We start from the raw sequence: 17536 nt of genomic DNA, 5'->3' as shown, positions 1-17536 counted from the left end.
ACTCATATGTCTGTTACTGTCGAGAGGCGACATGTAGCCAATCTACTTATGAGGCAGTGAGGAGGGCCCGCGATGACCGTGGACACCCCCGTACGACGACCACCCGGCACGACTCGACCGGGTCTGCTGCACCGCGTCTCCGGCTGGGCCATGAGCCACGCCGGTCTGGCGCTCCTGTTGTGGGTGGTCGTTCTGGCCGCCGTCACCGCCACGTCGACGGTGGTCGGCGCCAGCTACAAGAACGACAACTCGCTCCCCGGCACGGACTCCCAGCGGGTGACGGACATCTTCCAGGCGCACCAGCCGAAGGGGGACACGGCATCGGTCCAGATCGTCGTGCGCGCCGACGGCGGGCTCGACGCGGACAAGACCAGGGTGGCCTCGATGCTCGCGGTCGTCCGCGAGCTTCCGCACGTCGCGTCGGTCGCCGACCCCTTCACTGCTCCGGGCAGTATGTCGACAGATCGACGTACGGCGTACTCGACCGTCAGCCTGGATGTGGCGGCCACGGACATGCCGGTGGACGACGTGCGGACGATCATTCATCGGGCGCAGGACTTCGCGCGGAGCGGCTTCCAGGTCGAGGTCGGTGGAGACCTGGCGCGGAACGCGGCGGACAGTTCGGGCGGCGCGTCCGAAGGCGCGGGTCTGCTGGCGGCGTTGGTGATCCTCGTGTTCCTCTTCGGATCGTTGCTCGCGGCAACACTTCCGTTGCTGACTGCGGTGTTCGCGGTGGGCAGCACTGTCGGGTTGCTGATGCTCGCGTCGCACCTGTTCACGGTGCCGGAGTACACGACGCCGGTGATGCTGCTGGTCGGTCTGGGCGTCGGCATCGACTATGCCCTGTTGATCTTCTCGCGCTATCGCCATGAGTTGCTCAAGGGCGAGACCGATCGGGCGACGGCGGCGATCGTTGCCTTGGACACCGCGGGCCGGTCGGTGCTGTTCGCCGGCTGCACCGTCGTGATCGCGTTGCTCGGTCTGCTGGCGCTCGGACTCGGCTCGCTGCAAGGCGTCGCGCTCGGCGTCACGTTGACCGTGCTGATGACGATGCTGGCCGCGGTGACACTGCTGCCCGCGCTGCTGACGTTGTTCGGGAGGCGGATCGAGCGGAGTGTGCGCAAGCATGCCGCCAAGCAGCGCCGTACCCCTGGCGACGGCTGGCGGAAGCTTGCGGGCGCCGTCCAGCGTGGGCCGTGGGTTCCGTTGCTGCTCGGGGTCGTCGCGTTGGTGGCGTTGTCGCTGCCGGCGTTGACCATGCGGCTCGGGTTCGCGGATGCGGGGACGGACGACCCGGCGAAGACGAGCCGGAAGGCGTACGACCTGCTGGCCGACGGCTTCGGACCCGGGTTCAACGGTCCGCTCGTCGTGGTGTCGGAGGGCGATCGGACCGCGGCCCAGGTGCTCGGGCAGACGTTGGCCGCCGATCCCGGCATCGCCGCGGTGACGCCGCCGCAGCTGACTCCGGACGGCAAGATCGCCACCGTACTGGCGTTTCCGAAGTCGGCGCCGCAGGACGCTGCGACGAGCGACCTCGTGCAACGACTGCGGGACGACACGCTGCCGAAGCTCGAGTCGCAGACCAGGGCGACGTACCTGGTCGGTGGATCGACGGCGGCGGCCGACGACTTCGCGGCGGCGGTGAGTAAGCGGCTGCCGATCTTCGTGCTCGTCGTGGTCGGGCTGTCGGCCTTGCTGCTGATGGCCGTGTTCCGGTCGGTGCTGATCCCGTTGAAGGCGGCCGTGCTGAACCTGCTCAGCATCGGCGCCTCGCTCGGCGTGATCACGCTGGTGTTCCAGCAGGGCTGGTTCGGTGCGCAGGCGGGGCCGATCGAGGCGTTCGTGCCGGTGATGATCTTCGCGATCGTGTTCGGGTTGTCGATGGATTACGAGGTGTTCCTGGTGTCGCGGATCCACGAGGAGTGGCGGGCGACCAAGGACGCCCGGGCCGCCGTCCGGGAAGGACTGGCGACCACGGGCAGCGTGATCACCGCGGCGGCCGCGATCATGGTCGTGGTGTTCGCAGCGTTCCTGCTCAGTCCCGACCGGATGCTGAAGCAGTTCGGCCTCGGCCTTGCGACCGCCGTACTCCTCGACGCCCTCCTGATCCGCTGCATCATCGTCCCGGCGGTACTGCGGCTGATGGGCGATCGTGCCTGGTGGCTACCCCGCCGGCTCGACCGCATCCTGCCGAAGATCGCCCTCGAGAAGGACTGAGCTCAGCCGTTGGCGGCCACGCCGACCTTGTGACCTTGTGCGTCGGTGAACACGCCGAAGCTCGTGCCGGGGACCTGCTGGGCCTGCTGGACGATCCGTCCGCCCAGCTCCTCGGCGCGGGCGAGCGTGGCCGCGACGTCCTCGACCGCGACGAAGAACAGCACCTCGTCCTCGGCGCTCTGCCGCGGACTGATCGCGACGTACGTGCCCTCCGGCGTGCCGGTGTCGATGAACGTGTAACCGGGGAACGCGCCCTCGGACGCGACCTTCCACCCGAACAGTTCCGCGAAGAACTCCCGGGTCTTGTCGGGGTCCGCCGATCGGATCTCGGCATGGACGACTGGATGTGCCATGAGCCCCTCCTGGATCAACTGATGAATGTTGCTCATTCAGTTGACGAACGGCCCATCCCGAAATCGACGCAGCCGGAAATCGACTCAGACGGTCAGTTGGCCGAACCGGAGCATTCCGGTCGCGGCATCCTGCTCCGGCGGCAGGTACACGCGCTGGATGGCGACCACGATCGCCTCCGCGATCACGTCCCGGAAGGCCGGGTCGGCCAGCCGGGCGGAGTCGTGCGGATTGGTGACGTAGCCGATCTCGAGCCGCACCGCGGGCATCTTGGTCCGGCGCAGCAGGTCCCAGGTCTTCGCGTGGGTGCGGCAGTTCAGCAGATCGGTCCGGGCGACGATCTCGCGCTGCACCAGGCCGGCGAACTGCTCGCCGACACTCGACGTGGCGCCGTGCAGGTCGTTGCCGTAGAAGTACGTCGCAACGCCCTGCGCCTCCGGGTTCATCGAACCGTCGGTGTGCAGGGAGACGCACAGGTTCGCGTCGGTCTCGTTCGCGAACGCGGCCCGCGCCAGCTCGTCCGGCCCCTGATCGCGGCCCCGGGACAGATACGCCCGTACGCCGGTGGCGCCGAGGCGGCCCTCGATCCGGGCGGCCAGGTCGTACGCGATGTCGGACTCGCGCAGGCCGTAGCCCTCCCAGCCGTAGTCGAATCCACCGTGGCCCGGGTCGATCACCACCGTCTTGCCGGACAACCGCGGTCCGGCGGCGCGCACGGCCTCCCGGGCGCGCAGCGCGTCCGGCCGGCCCCCGGTCGCCATCGGGCGGATCCGTTGCAGCGCCTTGAACGTCGACGGTCCACAGGTCCCATCACCGGGGAGCCCCATGTTCCGCTGGAAGTCGGTCACCGCGCGCTGGGTGTCCGCCCCGAAGATCCCGTCGATCCGGGCGACGGCGAACCCGAGCTCCTGCAGTTTCGCCTGCAGAGCGAGCACGTCGTCGCCGGACAGCGGGTGCGACGGGACGAACGTCAGCAGCCGGTCGCCCAGCCGCCAACGCGCGTCGTCGATCGCCCGGTAGGTCTGCGGGCCGACGACCCCGTCGATCATCAGCCCGCGCTGCTGCTGGAACCCGCGGACAGCGTGCGCGGTCGCTTCGTCGTAGACGTCGTGACCGCCGGCCAGCAGCCCGAGCCGCTGCAGCTTGCCGACGATCTCGGCGACCGCCTCACCGCTGTCGCCGATGCGGTACACGCCGTGCGGGCCAGACGGTGACACTGCCATGCAACTGCTCCTTGCCGTGGCGGACGGGTGTGTCCTCAGTAGATCAGGCGGTGAAGTCTGACAGCTCCTTCAGGAGCGCCGCCTTCGGCTTCGCGCCGACGATCGACTTGGCCAGTTCACCATTCACGTAGACGTTGATGGTAGGGATACCGGTGACCTTGTAGTTGCTCGGGGTGACCGGGTTCTCGTCCACGTTCATCTTCAGGAACGTGATCTTGTCGCTGTGGTCCTGCGCCAGCTCCTCCAGGATCGGGGAAACCTGGCGGCACGGGCCACACCACTCGGCCCAGAAGTCCACCAGCACCGGCTTGTCGCTCTTCAGCACGGTCTGGTCGAACTCGGCGTCGGTGACGGCGTTCATCTTCTCGCCCACGGGCGTATCTCCTTCAGTGGTTTTGAATCAGGTCAGACAGAGACAGGCTCTGTGGTAGCCGCGGCTGCGTGCTCCGCGTCCTCCAGAGCGGCCAGGTAGCGCTCGGCGTCCAGAGCGGCCGCACAGCCGGTGCCGGCCGCGGTGATCGCCTGCCGGTAGGTGTGGTCCACCAGGTCGCCGGCGGCGAAGACGCCGCGCAGGTTGGTCTCGGTGCTGTCCGGCTTGACCAGCACGTAGCCCTCGTCGTCCAGGTCGACCTGGCCCTTCACCAGCTCCGAGCGCGGGTCGTGCCCGATCGCGATGAACAGGCCGGTGGCCGGGAGCTCGCGGGTCTCGCCGGTGACGGTGTCCTTCAGCGTCAGGTGGGTCAGCTTGTCCTCGCCGTGGATCGTGTCGACGGCCGAGTTCCACTGGAACTCGATCTTGTCGTTCGCGAACGCACGGTCGGCCATGATCTTCGAGGCGCGCAGCTCGCCGCGGCGGTGCACCAGGTGCACCTTCTTGGCGAACTTGGTCAGGAAGGTGGCCTCCTCGACGGCGGAGTCGCCACCGCCGACGACCGCGATCTCGTGGTCGCGGAAGAAGAAGCCGTCACAGGTCGCACACCAGGACACACCGTGCCCGGACATCCGGTCCTCGTCGGACAGCCCCAGCTTGCGGTACCCCGAACCCATGGCCAGGATCACGGCCTTGGCCCGGTGCTTGGTGCCCGCGGAGTCGGTGACCACCTTGATGTCGCCGGTCAGGTCGACCTTGGTGATGTCGTCCGGGACCAGCTCGGCACCGAAGCGCTCCGCCTGGGTGCGCATCTCGTCCATCAGGGCCGGGCCCATGATGCCCTGCGAGAAGCCGGGGAAGTTCTCCACCTCGGTGGTGTTCATCAGCGCGCCACCGGCGGTCACGGAGCCTTCGAAAACCAAGGGCTCCAGCGCCGCGCGAGCGGCGTACACGGCAGCCGTGTAGCCGGCCGGGCCGGAGCCGACGACGATGACGTTGCGGACTGTGGAGTCGCTCATGCAGGCGTTCCTCGGGGAGTCGAGATTGGTACGTCGTACTCAACGGATCCTAGAGGCCGTCCATTCCCACGGTACCCACCCCACGGGGGTGGGTCGTGAGGATCAACGCAGTGTCACCGTGGTCTCGAAGAACGAGCTGGCGACACCGCTCGGCTCGCTACAACCGGTGACCGCGAAGACCTGGATGTCCCGCGTGGATCCGCCCTGCAGACCGATGATCGTGGCCCGCTTGCCGTCGATCTTGGCGGGCTGGACCAGCCGGACGTTCGGACTCGCCTGGCCGGCCGCGAACGTCCGGGCGCAGGCCTGCTCGTCCGGCGAGCCGTGCAGGATCGTGTTCGGGGTGTGCTCGAGCCACTGCTTGATCCGCGGGCCGATGTCGTTGGTGGTGAGCGTCACCGCGTCCGCGGGTGGGGTGTTCTGGTCGGTGCTGGCCGCGCCCTCGTTCGCCTGGTCCCGGGTGGCGAACACCACGCCGACACCGATCGCGGCGATCAGCACGACGCCGGCAGCCGCGCCGAGCAGCTTCGGCAGGTGCCGGCGGGGCTCCTCGCGGATCTGGGCCAGCGAGTGCACGCCGACCGTCGAGGCACGCAGCACCGATTCGGACACGATCACGGCGTCCAGGTGCTCGGCGACGTCGGTCGGAATCGGGATGTCGGCGCGACCCTCGTCGGCCAGGTCCTCGGACAGCCGTACGAGGGCGTCGTACGTCTGCTGGCACTCGGGGCAGGCTTTCACATGCTCACGAGCGCGGTGCGCCTCGGTGGCAGGCAGCAGGTTCTCGATCAGATCGGCGATGGTGTCCGTATCCAGGTGCTCGAGGTGCTCACTGGTCGGCAGACCGGACTCGGTCATCGGGGGCTCGCCTCCTCACAGGAGGTATGCGGCGGCGTGATCATAGAAAGCTCCGGGTCGAAGGCATCAGCAGTCCAATCGCCAGAGGCAGGCGACTTCGCTTCGACGGGGTACCCACTCATTCGGTTCCCACCGCTTCCGCGGCGGATTTCTCCGGTACGTCGGACGCGCGGGTCGTCTGCCAGTGCCGCAGCAGCGGGAGCAGCTTGGCGCGGCCGCGGGCGCAGCGGGACTTCACCGTGCCCGGGGCGCAGTCGAGGATCGCGGCTGCTTCCTCGATCGAGTAGCCCTCCATGTCGACCAGGACCAGCGCAGCGCGCTGGTCCTCGTTGATCTGCTTGAGCGCGTGGAGCACGTCGAGCCGTCGCTCCCGGACTTCGGCCGGGTCCTCCTGGCTGGGGCCGGCCAGTTCGGCAGCGCGGTCCTCGTCCTCGGGCAGCGGGTCGGCGGCGCGCACCTGGCGGCGGCGGATCCGGTCCAGGCAGGCGTTCACCACGATCCGGTGCAGCCAGGTGGTCACCTTCGCGTCCCCGCGGAACGAGTCGGCCCGCCGGAACGCCGAGATGAACGCCTCCTGTAGCGCGTCGGCCGCCTCCTCGGGCTCACCGAGGGTCCGGATCGCGACCGCCCACATCCGGTCCCGGTGCCGCTTCACCAGGAACCCGAACGAGTCCGGGTTGCCGGCCACGTGCAGCCGGAGCAGCTCGTGGTCGTCCAGCTGGTCGTAGCTCGTCGGCGCACCGGAGTGGGCAGCCGATGCCACCGGATCGTCGGCGCCGATGCGCGGGACGTCCGGGCGGGGCGGCTGGTCGCCCGAGTCCAGGTGAGCCGTCATTTCTGGATTGAGACCTCCGAGATGATGCCCCGGAAACCACCGTCGGCCTTAGGCAGCTTGGTCAGGTACACCAGAACGTACTGCGACTCGGTCGGCGACTGCGGAGTCAAGGTGACCGTACCTTCCGGCTGGTCCGCCTTGGTGTCCACCGCCTGCCAGCCGCTGACCGAGGTCGGGGACTTGGTGGTGTCACCCTTCGGGACCATCAGCTGGATGCTCGTGTCGTCACCCTGCAGCGCGACCGCCACGCTCGCGATCGAGGTCTTCGCGCCGAGGTTGTAGACGATGCCCACGCCGGGCTTCGTGCCGCCCAGGTTCGGCTTGTTGTGGTACGTCTGCGTCTGCCAGGTCGTGCTGGCCTTGCCGTCGTACGTGTTCGGGACGTCTTCGCTGTGCTCTTCGCCGTTCCCGCCGTCGGCCTCCGGGTCGAAGTCCTTGGCGGAGACGATCTTGGCCGGCCCGCTGGTCACCGATGGCGTGGTGCTGGTCTGCGGCGGGGCGCTCGACTTGCTGCCGCCGCTGTCCTGGTCGTTGTTCATCGCGCCCTTGAGCAGGAACTGCGCCATCGCGATCACCGACAGCAGCGCGAGGATGGCCAGCAGGATCAGGATCCGGCCGCCCCAGGAACCCTTCCGCTTGGGCTCGTCGTGGCGGCGCCGGCCGTTCCCGTTCGACGGCGGGGGAGTCTGCCGGCGGACCGGCCGCGTCTCGGCCGCGGTGTTGTACGCCGGCTGCGGCTGGCGGTACCCGTTCGGCTCGGAGTCGTACGACGGTTGCGGCGTCGGGTCGAGCGCGGGCGGCCCGGCCTGCGGGACCACCTGCGTGGCGTCGTCGATGCTCCCGTTCTGCCGGGCGACCTGGACGGTCTCGTCCATCTGGTTCGGCGGCTCGTGCGAGCTTCCGACGACTCCGGACAGCGCCGCGGACAGGCCGGCGGCGCTGGTGATCGGTGGGGCGTGGTGCCGTGGCGGGTCGCCCAGCAGCCGGTCGCTGATGTCGTCGAGCGAGCGCGGAACGCCGGCTCGCACCTGGCGTGGGCTCAGCAGCCGACCATGCTCGACCGGAGCGGGCTGGAGGCCCCAGGCCGGCGCCGGACCGGGCCAGCGGCCGGTCAGCGACGCGAACAGCAGTTCGCCGAGTGAATGGACGTCCTCCTCGGGGGAACCCGCTCCGGACGACCGCAGCGCCGCCTCCGTCGCGACACCGACGACCTTGATCGCACCGGCGTCGGTGATGATCACGGTCGCCGGGCTGATCGCTCCGTGCGCGTAGCCGGTGCGGTGCAGGTTCTCCAGCGCTTCGGACACCTCGCGGGCCAGCCAGCCCGCCTGCTGCCCGGTCAGCGGTCCAGTGCCGAGCATCCGCTCCAGCGACCGCCCGCCGGCCCACTCGCGCACGCAGTACGTGACGCCGTCGTGCATGTCGCAGTCGAGCACCCGCAGGAAGCGCGGGTCGTTCGCGGCGGCGGCCCGGCGCGCGGCGTCGAACAGCAGGTTCGTCCGTGGGTCACCGACCGGCAGTACGTCGACGACGACGGCACGGCTGAGGACCTCGTCGACGGCCCGCCACACCCGCGCACCGTCGATCTCTGCCAGCAACTCGGCGATCCGGTACCGCCCAGCCAGCAGGGCACCAGGACTCACGGTCTGGTTCGACACGGTGTCTCTCGCCCTCCTTGATGCCCCAGCGGCCCTTTCGCAGCCCCCATGCTAGTGCCCCGCTGACACCACAGGGGGTGCACGAATGCACAAGCGTTCCGGTTCAGCGGCGTACCGGCAACTTCGATGTGACCATGGACACCACGTCGTTCACTTCGTGGATACGGAGTACCCGGGACACTGCGGCGTACACCGGCAGCATCACGAGCGCCGCGATCAGCAGCTCGAGGATCGCGCCGAGGGGTCCGGACCAGTCGACCGCCAGGCTCACGACCCAGACCACGACCCGGGCCGCGCCGGCCCCGGCGACCGCGGCGATCACCATCGCCAGCAGCGGGAGCCCGATCCCGGCGCCCGGCACCCGCGGCACCCTCCGCCGCAGCACCGGCCGGGAGATCAGTACGGCGACCAGGTAGGCCAGCGCGTACGCCGCGCCGAGGATCACGCCGCTGAACCGCAGGTGCTGGGCGTCGAGCAGCACCCGCACCCCGATGATGGCCGCCGCGATGTTGGTTGCCGCGATCACGCACTGCAGGAAGAACGGCGTCCGGGTGTCCTCGAAGGCGTAGAACGTGCGCAGCTGGAAGTACTGCACGGTGAACGGCACGATGCCGAGCGCGAGCGTCATCAGCGTGTACGACATCAGCGTCAGGTTGTTCCTGCCCGAGCCGTAGCCGGCGATGATCGTGACGATCGGGTACGCGAACGCGATCATCGCGGCCGCCGCCGGTACGACGATCGCCAGCGTCTGCCGGATCGACCGGGACGACATCTGGGCAACCGCGGCGGTGTCACCGTCGGCCGCCAGCGCCGACATCTGCGGCAGCGCGGCGGTGGCGAGCGAGACCGTGACGATGCCGTGCGGCACCAGGATGATCAGCATCGCCGTGCTGTACGCGAACAGGCCGGCCTTCGCGCCCGGGTCGTCCGACGCGCTACCGGCGATGGCGAGCTGGGTGACCACGACCAGCGTCACCTGGTTCACGGCGACGAAAAGAACGGTCCAGGTGCCCAATCGGGCAGTGTGCCCCAGACCGGTACCGCGGAGACCGAGCTTCGGCCGGTACCGGTGCCCGCTCGCCTTCAGGTACGGCAGCAGCACCAGCAGCTGTACGGCGATGCCGATGGTGTGCCCGAGCCCGAGCAGGAGCTCCTCGCCGTGGCTGTACGTCGGCGGGGTGTCGCCGACCCGGTAGATGAACAGGAAGATCACGATCGACGCGCAGGCGACGATGTTGTTCGCGATCGGCGCCCACATCATCGGACCGAACCGGCGGCGCGCGTTCAGCACCTGGCCGACCAGCACGAACGCGCCGTAGAAGAAGATCTGCGGCAAGCAGAGCCGGACGAACATCACCATGTTCGCCTTCTCGGTCACCCGGGACGGATCGTGGAGCTCCTTCGGCAGGTACAGCTCGGCGATCGCCGGCGCCAGCAGCACACACCCCACCGTGACGACGGCGAGGACGACGAAGCCGAAGGTGAGGATCCGGTTGGTGAAGTCCTGACCGCCGTCGTCGTGGTTCTTGATCGCGCGCACCAACTGGGGGACCAGGACGGTGTTGAACACCCCGCCGGCCAGCAGGATGTACAGGCTGTTCGGGATCGTGTTCGCGGCGGTGAAGATGTCGCCGCGCAGCGCGGTGCCGATGGCGGCGGCGAGCAGGGCGATCCGGACGAATCCGAGCAGGCGGGACAGCACCGTTCCGGCTGCCATCACCCCCGCGGATCGCAGGGTGCGGTCAGCCATCCTTCGAACCGACTCCTTCTTTCAAGGACGCATCCGGAGCCGCAGCTTCGGGTACGCCGTTCGCCGCAGGGCGATCGTGGGCGAGATCAGCGGCCTCGGCGTCCGTGGCGTCAGTGGTCTCGGCGCGGGCGGCCGGGTTGCGGCGCTCGGTGCGGACCCGGCGGTAGATGCGGACGAACGACGTACCGAACAGCAGGGCGCAGGCGGCGCCGACCAGGATCCAGCCGACGCTGCCGTACTGGCTGGCCTGGATCAGCAGCTCCTGGGACTTGCCGACCGGCGCACCGCCGGCGGTGACCACCTGGGCGTTGGCCCGGATCAGGCCGTTCTGCTCCGCGCTCGCGGTGATCCGCGGCGTCCACTTCTGCCGGGGGCCGAGGACGGCGGTCTGCGGCGGCTTGATCTTCAGGTCCGACCGGTTCGCGGCGGTGACCTCGATGCCGACCCGGACCGACCACTCGGTGTCGTTGGTGATCGTCAGCGGGAACGTGCCCTTGCTGCCGGCCAGGTTGACCTTGATCTCCTTGCGCAGCCCCCGGTCCACGCTCGCGTTCACCAGGTGCACCTTGCCGAGCTGCTGGTTGGCCGATCCGAGCTCGATCGCGGTGAAATGCCGGGCCTCCTCCGGATACCCGTTCCAGCCGGACGACGTGGAGCGCAGCCGCGCGTGCGACATCACGTCCGGCAGGGCGTTCTCGTCGATCAGCAGGTTCTGCATCGTGGTGGTCGCGGCGTCGAGATCCCTGATGTTGTTGAGCTGGGCCTCGGTCAGCACTCCGTTGGACTGCGCTGCCTTCGGCGCTGCTATTGCCTGCGGCCTCGGGTTGCTCGCCACGACTGCGTTGACGTCGGTGGCCTTGATCCAGGGCAGCGACAGGCCGGAGGCCAGCGCCGCTGTCGCGGTGCCGTCGCTGTCCCAGCCGCGGGGTGGCAGGACGACGACCGACGCAGTGCCCTTGCCGCTCGCGGCGATCAGCGCGGTCTCGGCTGCGAACCGCTGCCGGACCTGAAGCGGGCTGGTCGCGGTGTCCGGGTCCGGCCCGCCGTTGGTGAGTGAGGAGTTGGCGATGACGGTCCGGACGGACGTGTCGGGACCGGGCGTCGTCACGTCGTACACCGGGGTGGAGGTCAGCACCGGCCGGGTCGCGGCGGACCACGAGGAGCTGCTGACCAGGTTCAGGTCGCTGGTGCTGGCGCCGGCGAAGCCACCGGAGGCGGCGCCCAGGTAGCGGCCCGCCGCGGCGCCTCCCTCGAGCCACAGACCGTTGGTGAACGACGGTGCCGCGTTCACGGACGTTGCGGGCAAGATGTAGCCCTGAGTCGTCTTGCGGGCCTCGGCCACCAGCTTCTTCAGCGGGTCGCCGGAATCGAGCAGGCCGGCCACATCGGGGTCGCCGTACGGCAGCAGGATGAGCTGGTTGCCCGCGGCCCGGGTGGCGTCGAAGTCTTTGAGCCAGGCGGTCGCGGTGGCCTGGCCGGTGCCCGTCATCGTCTGGCCGTTGTCACCGACGACGACGTACCCCTTCGCCATCTGCCGGATCTCGTCGAGCGTCGAGGGGTCGAGCAGCCAGGTGACCTTGCGCTGCTTGCCGAGCGCGAGCAGCCGGCCCAGCGAGCCGGTCGGCGCCAGCGACTGGGCCAGGGAGTCGTTGGCGAAGTTCTTGCCGCCGAGCTGGGTCGGGCGGTGCTGCAACGGGATGACGAGCGCGGTGTCAACGGTGCGGCTCAACGGCGTCGTGCCGGCCACCGGCATCAGCGTGCGCGCGCGACCGGCCATGACCCGGGAGCTGTTCGGTGGTTCGCCGCGGAAGGTGACGCCGACGACGTAGACGCCGGTCTGGTCCTTGATCCGCCATTCTTTCCACGGCACCGTCAGCGTGAACTCGACCGTCTGCTTCGGTGCCAGCGGCTCGTCGAACGGCTTGAACGTCTGGGGATCGTTGGTCAGGTTGCTGCAGCTGTCCCGGTCGTTCAGGGGGACGTTCTGCTCGGTCGGGATCCTGTCCAGCGCGACCGTGCTGGCCAGGCGGGTCCGGTCGATACAGGCCAGCGCCTGCGGATCGTTGAACGTCACCGAGCTGGTGTTCGTCACCCGGCCCTTGATCACCACCGGCAGCCCGGGCTTCGCAGCGACCGGGGCGAACGAGTCGATCGTCACCTGAACGGTCGGCTCATCGGCCGGTGCGGCGTCGGCCGGAGCGCCCAGAGTCGCTGCCGAAGCAGCAACCACCAGGCACGCCCCCACCACCGCGGAAGGCCTCAGTCGCCGTCTGAACACGCCGTCACCGTAACCTAGTTCCCCGTGTCACCCTTTGCCGACCAGTCAGCCTCCGCCGGATCGTTGCCCGCAGTGCAGCGGCGAGCCGTCCAGGCGTTGCTGGAACTAGCTCCGGTGGTCGACGAACTGGGCTCCCGGTTCGATGCCGCCGGCCATGAGATCGCCCTGGTCGGCGGTCCTGTCCGGGACATTCTCCTCGGCCGGGGGAGCAAGGATCTGGACTTCACCACGTCAGCGCACCCCGATGTGATCGAGCGGTTGCTGTCCGGCTGGGCGGACCACGTCTGGGACATCGGCAAGGCGTTCGGCACCATCGGTTGTCGTAAGGGCGAGTGGGTTCTGGAGATCACGACCTACAGGTCGGAAACCTACGATCCCACCTCGCGCAAGCCTGAGGTGGCCTACGGCGACAGCCTGGAGGGCGACCTGGCCCGCCGCGACTTCGCGATGAACGCGATGGCGGTCCGGCTGCCGTCGCGGCAGTTCGTCGACCTGTACGGCGGCATCGAGGACGTCGCGCACAAGCGGATCCGGACGCCGGGCACTCCGGAGGACTCGTTCTCCGACGACCCGCTGCGGATGATGCGCGCGGCCCGGTTCGCCGCGCAGCTCGGGTTCACGCCCGACCCGGCGGTGGTGGCCGCGATGCAGGCGATGGCGGAGCGGATCACGATCGTGTCCGCCGAGCGGGTCCGCGACGAGCTGGAGAAGCTGATCTGCGCCGATCAGCCGCGGATCGGGCTCGACCTGCTCGTCTCCACCGGGCTGGCCGACTACGTGCTGCCGGAGCTGCCGGCGCTCAAGCTGGAGCGGGACGAGCACCACCGGCACAAGGATGTGTACCAGCACTCGCTCACCGTCCTCGACCAGGCCATCGATCTGGAATCCCGCCTGCCTGTTCCGACGCCAGATCTCGTCGTTCGGTTCGCCGCATTGATCCACGACATCGGAAAACCGAAGACGCGGAAGTTCGAGGACGGCGGGAAGGTGACGTTCCACCACCACGACGTGGTCGGTGCGAAGCTGGCCCGGAAGCGGATGAAGGCGCTGCGGTTCAGCAACGAGCAGATCGAGCAGATCAGCAAGCTGATCGAGCTGCACCTGCGCTTCCACGGGTACGGCGACGGCGAGTGGACGGATTCCGCCGTACGGCGCTATGTCCGCGACGCCGGCGACCAGCTCGAGCGTCTGCACGTGCTGACCCGGGCCGACTGCACGACCCGCAACCGCCGCAAGGCCGAGATGCTCCGGGCCGCGTACGACGACCTGGAGGCGCGGATCGAGCGGTTGCGGGAGCAGGAGGAGCTCGACGCCCTGCGCCCCGACCTGGACGGCAACCAGATCATGCGGATCCTCGGCATCTCGCCCGGCCGGGAGGTCGGCGAGGCGTACAAGTTCCTGATGGAGCTGCGCCTCGACCAGGGGCCGCTCGGCGAGGACCGCGCCCGCGAGGAGCTGCTGCGCTGGTGGGCCGAGCGCGGCTAGATCGCCTGCGCCGCTTGGGTCGCGTAGGCCTGGGCGAGGAGCTCGGCTGACTCCGCGTGGGGTTCGTACGTCGTGGTGTCGATCGACGCGACCGGCAACGCGGGGTCGATCGAGTTGGTGAGGTAAGCGGCGTCGTACGTCGACAGGTCGGTCAGCGGGACCGGAGCGGTGGCGTAGGTGTCCAGGCCGCGTTGGAGGACCTGCTGGCGGATGCCGGGGAGGACCGGGGCGGCGGGGAACACGATGTCGGTCCCGCGTGCGAAGCAGATGTTCCAGATCGACGCTTCGGAGATCTCGCCGGAGGCGGTGTGGAAGACGGCGTCGTCGTACCCCGCTTGCTCGGCTTTGTGGGCGTAGTAGATGAGGTCGAACGTGCCGGTGTGCTTGAGGTGCGGGACGGCGCGTTCGTGCTGAACAGCGAGCAGACGGACCGGTTGGGTGCCAGGGGCGATGGGCGGGCCGATCCGGGTGAGCAGTCGGAGCCGGTCGGTCCAGAAGACGTTGATGCGGACGGACAGGTCGAGGGACTCGGCGAGGGCTGTCTGAAGGTCGGCGCGGACCCGGTCGGCCGGGAGCGGCTGGCCGAAGACTTCGCGGGTGCTGCGGTCGAGCCGCTCGAAGTGCAGGTCGAGTCCATCGACCTTGCCGTCGCGGACCTGCATCGAGGTGAAGTGGCCGAAGCTGGTTGCACGCAGCAACATCGGATCCACCGCCGGTAAGGGTGCGCCGTCGAGCAGCAGCATGTCGCTCACCGGCCGAGGGTATGTCCGGTGGTCCCACGCCTACTGCGCGGCACGCGGCACGGCACCTCGCCGCACGGGCGCGAAGGCCACGATGCGCCGCATCGAGACCTTCGCTCCCGCACGCCGATGCACCGCACCGCGCACCTGCTCGCTACGGCGCGGAACCACCGGACATACCCTAGTCTCCCGCTGTGGACGTATGGAGCATCATCGGGTGGGGCGGATCTGCGCTGGTTGTGTGGTCGTTGCTGCAGACGCGGATCCTGCGGTTGCGGGTCCTGAACCTGATCGGCTGCGTGATCCTGGTCGGGTTCAACGCCGCGGTCGGCGTCTGGCCGATGGTCGGCATGAATGCGGTGCTGGCGGTCATCAACGTCGTACATCTGTGGCGGCTGCTCCGGCACCGGCACGACGAGGCGGCGTACCAGGTGCTGCAGGTCGACAAGGCGGACGCGTACCTCGGCTACGTCCTGGATCGGCACGCGAAGGACATCACCCGGTTCAACCCGGGGTTCACGCTCGGGGCGAGCCAGTACGCGTTCCTGGTCCAGCACGACGACCGCACCGTCGGGGTCGTCCTGGCCCACGACGCCGGCACCGGACGGGCCCAGATCGATCTCGACTACGTGGTCCCGAAGTACCGCGACTTCACGCCGGGCGAGTTCGTCTACCGCCGCAGCGACGTCTTCACCGACCAGGGCTTCCACCAGGTCCTGGCCCCACCCCGGATGCTCGACTCCACGCCGTACCTGAAGAACCTCGGCTTCCACCGCGAGGGCGACCACGTGGTCCTGAACCTCTAGACGCTGAATGCATGTTTGATAAGTACATTTATAATAAGTACAGTCATCAAACATGCAGAAGCCGGCGGACATCTTCGCCCGCGACGCCGAGTGGGCAAACCTCGCCGAGTTCGCGACCACAGCCACGGACTACCCGCGACTCGGAGTCGTCAGCGGGCGTCGTCGGCAAGGCAAGACGTTCCTGATCGAGGCGCTCGCGACATTGACCGGCGGCCTGTACTTCGGAGCCACCGAGGCGACCGAGACCGAATCGCTGGCTCTCTTCGCGACCGCCCTGGGCGATCATCTCGGGCAACCCTCGCCGCCCCGCTTCGACAGCTGGGACGAGGCAATCAGGTTCCTCTTCAGTGTCGATCCAGCGCACGGGCCGTTCGTGATCGACGAATTCCCGTACCTGAGCCAGGTTTCACCCGCGCTGCCCTCGATCGTGCAGCGCGAGGTAGATCGCGCGGCGTCGGCGAAGCGGGGAATCAACCTGTTGCTGTGCGGATCGGTGACGTCGGTGATGGGACGGCTGCTCTCAGGAACCGCGCCGCTGCGGGGCCGGGCCACCCTGGAGATGGCGATCCGGCCGTTCGAGTACTGGCTGGCCCGGCAATTCTGGGAGGTGGAGGACCCGAGGGTGGCTGTGCTCGTCCACTCCATCGTCGGTGGTACTCCGGCCTACCGGCGGTTCGCGGCCTCCGACACCCCGCAGTCCCTGGATGACTTCGACGACTGGGTACTGCGGACAGTGCTGAACCCGGTCCGTCCGCTGTTTCGCGAGGCTCGGCATCTCCTCGAAGAAGAGATGAACGTGCGCGACAGCGCGCTTTACCACTCCGTCCTCGCGGCTGTTGCTGCAGGCAACAATACGCGCGGTGGAATCGCCAACTATGTCGGCCGGAAGGCGACCGACATCGGACACCACCTCACGGTCCTCGCGGACAGTGGTCTCCTGCGTCCGCAGCCGGACGTCTTTCGCGCCGGCCGGTCCGTCTACCGAGTCGCGGAACCGCTGATTACCTTCTACCAGGTGGTGATGCGGGCGCAGTGGGGTGTATTGGAGAGCGGCCGTGCCGAGACGGTGTGGCGGGCCGCCAAGGCCCGGTTTCTGTCGCAGGTCGTCGGACCGCACTTCGAGCAGATGTGCCGGGACTTCGCACTGTGGGCGCCGCCTGAGCTTTTCGGTGAGTTGCCCGGTGAGATCGGCGCCGGTGTGGTCCCCGATCACAGTCGGCGCAGCCAGATCGAGGTCGACGTGGTCGTGATGGCACCGGCGTATCCCGGTCGACCCAAGAAGCTTCTGTCGCTGGGTGAGGTCAAGTGGGGAGAAGTGATGGGGCGACGGCACGTCGAACGGTTGGAGCGAGCGCGGCACTTGTTGTCCAAGAACTACGACACCTCGGAGACGGTGCTCGCGTGCTACAGCGGAGCCGGGTTCGAGCCTGGCCTCGATCCAAAGGTCCTGACCGTCGGCCTCGACGATCTCTATAAGTCCTTCGCGTAGCAGAGTGAGACCGGTTCGTGCTCGAAGGGTGGGTACGGCGGGGTGGGCCGGTAGCCGTGGTTTGTGTAGAGGGCGATCGCTTCGGCCTGCTTGGTGCCCGTTTCCAGCCGGAGGCGGGTCAGGCCGGTCGAGCGGGCGTGGGACTCGACCGCGTCGAGCAGTACGCGGGAGAGGCCCCACCCGCGGGCGGTCGGGACGACGTACATCCGCTTGATCTCGCCGAGGCCGGGGGCGACCGGCTGGAGACCGACGCAGCCAACCGGGGTTCCGTCCAGAGACAGCAGGGTGAAAGCGATATCGGGGTGGAGGGCGACCAGCGGCTGGTCCTCGCCGTACATCGCGGCCAGTTCGGCCTGTTGCGCGGTGATCAACGTCCGGATGGCGGGGTCCGTCCCGGGCGTCGCGCGCAGTTCCACTCCCTCGATCACCATGCTCGGGACGGTAGCAAGATGGCATG

General features: G+C 68.7%; 15 protein-coding genes. 4 read left to right on the top strand and 11 right to left on the bottom strand.

Annotated features, from left to right (window positions below; genetic code table 11):
- Positions 1-72 precede the first annotated feature (72 nt).
- Positions 73-2217 carry an MMPL family transporter gene (locus OHA18_RS14350; protein WP_329004564.1) on the top strand — a complete coding sequence of 715 codons (2145 nt, stop codon included), beginning with the start codon at positions 73-75 and terminating at the stop codon, positions 2215-2217.
- Positions 2218-2219: 2 nt separating this feature from the next.
- Here OHA18_RS14350 and OHA18_RS14345 read toward each other — a convergent pair whose 3' ends face one another.
- The 9 genes from OHA18_RS14345 to OHA18_RS14305 form a co-directional block, all read right to left on the bottom strand.
- Positions 2220-2570 (bottom strand): VOC family protein, encoded by a 351-nt coding sequence (locus OHA18_RS14345; RefSeq protein ID WP_329004562.1) that lies wholly within the window; start codon positions 2568-2570, stop codon positions 2220-2222.
- Between the two features lie 84 nt (positions 2571-2654).
- A complete protein-coding gene (locus tag OHA18_RS14340) occupies positions 2655-3791 on the bottom strand; it encodes an N-acetylmuramoyl-L-alanine amidase (RefSeq protein ID WP_329004561.1) in 1137 nt (378 codons plus the stop codon).
- Between the two features lie 43 nt (positions 3792-3834).
- A complete protein-coding gene (gene trxA / locus OHA18_RS14335) occupies positions 3835-4152 on the bottom strand; it encodes a thioredoxin (protein WP_442914414.1) in 318 nt (105 codons plus the stop codon).
- A 44-nt stretch (positions 4153-4196) separates the two neighbouring features.
- Positions 4197-5180, bottom strand: coding sequence for a thioredoxin-disulfide reductase (trxB, locus tag OHA18_RS14330; protein WP_329004559.1), 984 nt, complete (start codon positions 5178-5180; stop codon positions 4197-4199).
- 102 nt (positions 5181-5282) lie between these two features.
- Positions 5283-6038: a hypothetical protein gene (locus OHA18_RS14325; protein WP_329004558.1), complete on the bottom strand. Its 756-nt coding sequence runs from the start codon at positions 6036-6038 to the stop codon at positions 5283-5285.
- A gap of 118 nt (positions 6039-6156) precedes the next feature.
- Positions 6157-6873 (bottom strand): RNA polymerase sigma factor SigM, encoded by a 717-nt coding sequence (sigM, locus tag OHA18_RS14320; RefSeq protein WP_329004557.1) that lies wholly within the window; start codon positions 6871-6873, stop codon positions 6157-6159.
- On the bottom strand, positions 6870-8531 hold the full coding sequence (locus OHA18_RS14315; RefSeq protein WP_329004556.1) for a protein kinase family protein: 1662 nt from the start codon (positions 8529-8531) through the stop codon (positions 6870-6872). The genes sigM and OHA18_RS14315 overlap by 4 nt, the downstream gene beginning before the upstream one ends.
- A 103-nt stretch (positions 8532-8634) precedes the next feature.
- Positions 8635-10281 (bottom strand): murein biosynthesis integral membrane protein MurJ, encoded by a 1647-nt coding sequence (gene murJ / locus OHA18_RS14310; protein WP_329004555.1) that lies wholly within the window; start codon positions 10279-10281, stop codon positions 8635-8637.
- Positions 10274-12559 carry a hypothetical protein gene (locus OHA18_RS14305; RefSeq protein WP_329004554.1) on the bottom strand — a complete coding sequence of 762 codons (2286 nt, stop codon included), beginning with the start codon at positions 12557-12559 and terminating at the stop codon, positions 10274-10276. The genes murJ and OHA18_RS14305 overlap by 8 nt, the downstream gene beginning before the upstream one ends.
- A 24-nt stretch (positions 12560-12583) precedes the next feature.
- On the opposite strand from OHA18_RS14305, the gene OHA18_RS14300 reads away from it, so the two are divergent.
- Entirely contained in the window at positions 12584-14044 is a 1461-nt protein-coding gene (locus OHA18_RS14300) for a CCA tRNA nucleotidyltransferase (protein WP_442914387.1), read from the top strand.
- On the opposite strand, the gene OHA18_RS14295 is transcribed toward OHA18_RS14300, so the two are convergent.
- Complete coding sequence (locus tag OHA18_RS14295) at positions 14041-14787, bottom strand: aminotransferase class IV (protein WP_329006106.1); 747 nt, start codon at positions 14785-14787, stop codon at positions 14041-14043. The two genes, OHA18_RS14300 and OHA18_RS14295, sit on opposite strands and share 4 nt — an antisense overlap.
- A 191-nt stretch (positions 14788-14978) precedes the next feature.
- Between OHA18_RS14295 and OHA18_RS14290 the strand changes: the two genes are divergently transcribed.
- A complete protein-coding gene (locus OHA18_RS14290) occupies positions 14979-15590 on the top strand; it encodes a hypothetical protein (protein WP_329004553.1) in 612 nt (203 codons plus the stop codon).
- A gap of 52 nt (positions 15591-15642) precedes the next feature.
- Positions 15643-17079 (top strand): ATP-binding protein, encoded by a 1437-nt coding sequence (locus OHA18_RS14285; RefSeq protein WP_329004552.1) that lies wholly within the window; start codon positions 15643-15645, stop codon positions 17077-17079.
- On the opposite strand, the gene OHA18_RS14280 is transcribed toward OHA18_RS14285, so the two are convergent.
- A complete protein-coding gene (locus OHA18_RS14280; protein ID WP_329004551.1) occupies positions 17061-17510 on the bottom strand; it encodes a GNAT family N-acetyltransferase in 450 nt (149 codons plus the stop codon). The genes OHA18_RS14285 and OHA18_RS14280 overlap by 19 nt on opposite strands.
- Positions 17511-17536 lie beyond the last annotated feature (26 nt).

It is taken from the genome of Kribbella sp. NBC_00709 (assembly GCF_036226565.1).
Lineage (GTDB): Bacteria > Actinomycetota > Actinomycetes > Propionibacteriales > Kribbellaceae > Kribbella.
Note: the sequence above shows the minus strand (reverse complement) of the source record. Positions and strands in the feature narration are given on the sequence as shown.

What these genes read in the sequence shown, in the direction of transcription:
- trxB (WP_329004559.1), bottom strand. Translation starts at nt 5,180, where the DNA reads ATGAGCGACTCCACAGTCCGCAACGTCATCGTCGTCGGCTCCGGCCCG.
- trxA (WP_442914414.1), bottom strand. Translation starts at nt 4,152, where the DNA reads ATGAACGCCGTCACCGACGCCGAGTTCGACCAGACCGTGCTGAAGAGC.
- OHA18_RS14280 (WP_329004551.1), bottom strand. Translation starts at nt 17,510, where the DNA reads ATGGTGATCGAGGGAGTGGAACTGCGCGCGACGCCCGGGACGGACCCC.
- OHA18_RS14295 (WP_329006106.1), bottom strand. Translation starts at nt 14,787, where the DNA reads ATGCTGCTGCTCGACGGCGCACCCTTACCGGCGGTGGATCCGATGTTG.
- OHA18_RS14285 (WP_329004552.1), top strand. Translation starts at nt 15,643, where the DNA reads ATGCAGAAGCCGGCGGACATCTTCGCCCGCGACGCCGAGTGGGCAAAC.
- OHA18_RS14350 (WP_329004564.1), top strand. Translation starts at nt 73, where the DNA reads ATGACCGTGGACACCCCCGTACGACGACCACCCGGCACGACTCGACCG.
- OHA18_RS14345 (WP_329004562.1), bottom strand. Translation starts at nt 2,570, where the DNA reads ATGGCACATCCAGTCGTCCATGCCGAGATCCGATCGGCGGACCCCGAC.
- sigM (WP_329004557.1), bottom strand. Translation starts at nt 6,873, where the DNA reads ATGACGGCTCACCTGGACTCGGGCGACCAGCCGCCCCGCCCGGACGTC.
- OHA18_RS14325 (WP_329004558.1), bottom strand. Translation starts at nt 6,038, where the DNA reads ATGACCGAGTCCGGTCTGCCGACCAGTGAGCACCTCGAGCACCTGGAT.
- murJ (WP_329004555.1), bottom strand. Translation starts at nt 10,281, where the DNA reads ATGGCTGACCGCACCCTGCGATCCGCGGGGGTGATGGCAGCCGGAACG.
- OHA18_RS14340 (WP_329004561.1), bottom strand. Translation starts at nt 3,791, where the DNA reads ATGGCAGTGTCACCGTCTGGCCCGCACGGCGTGTACCGCATCGGCGAC.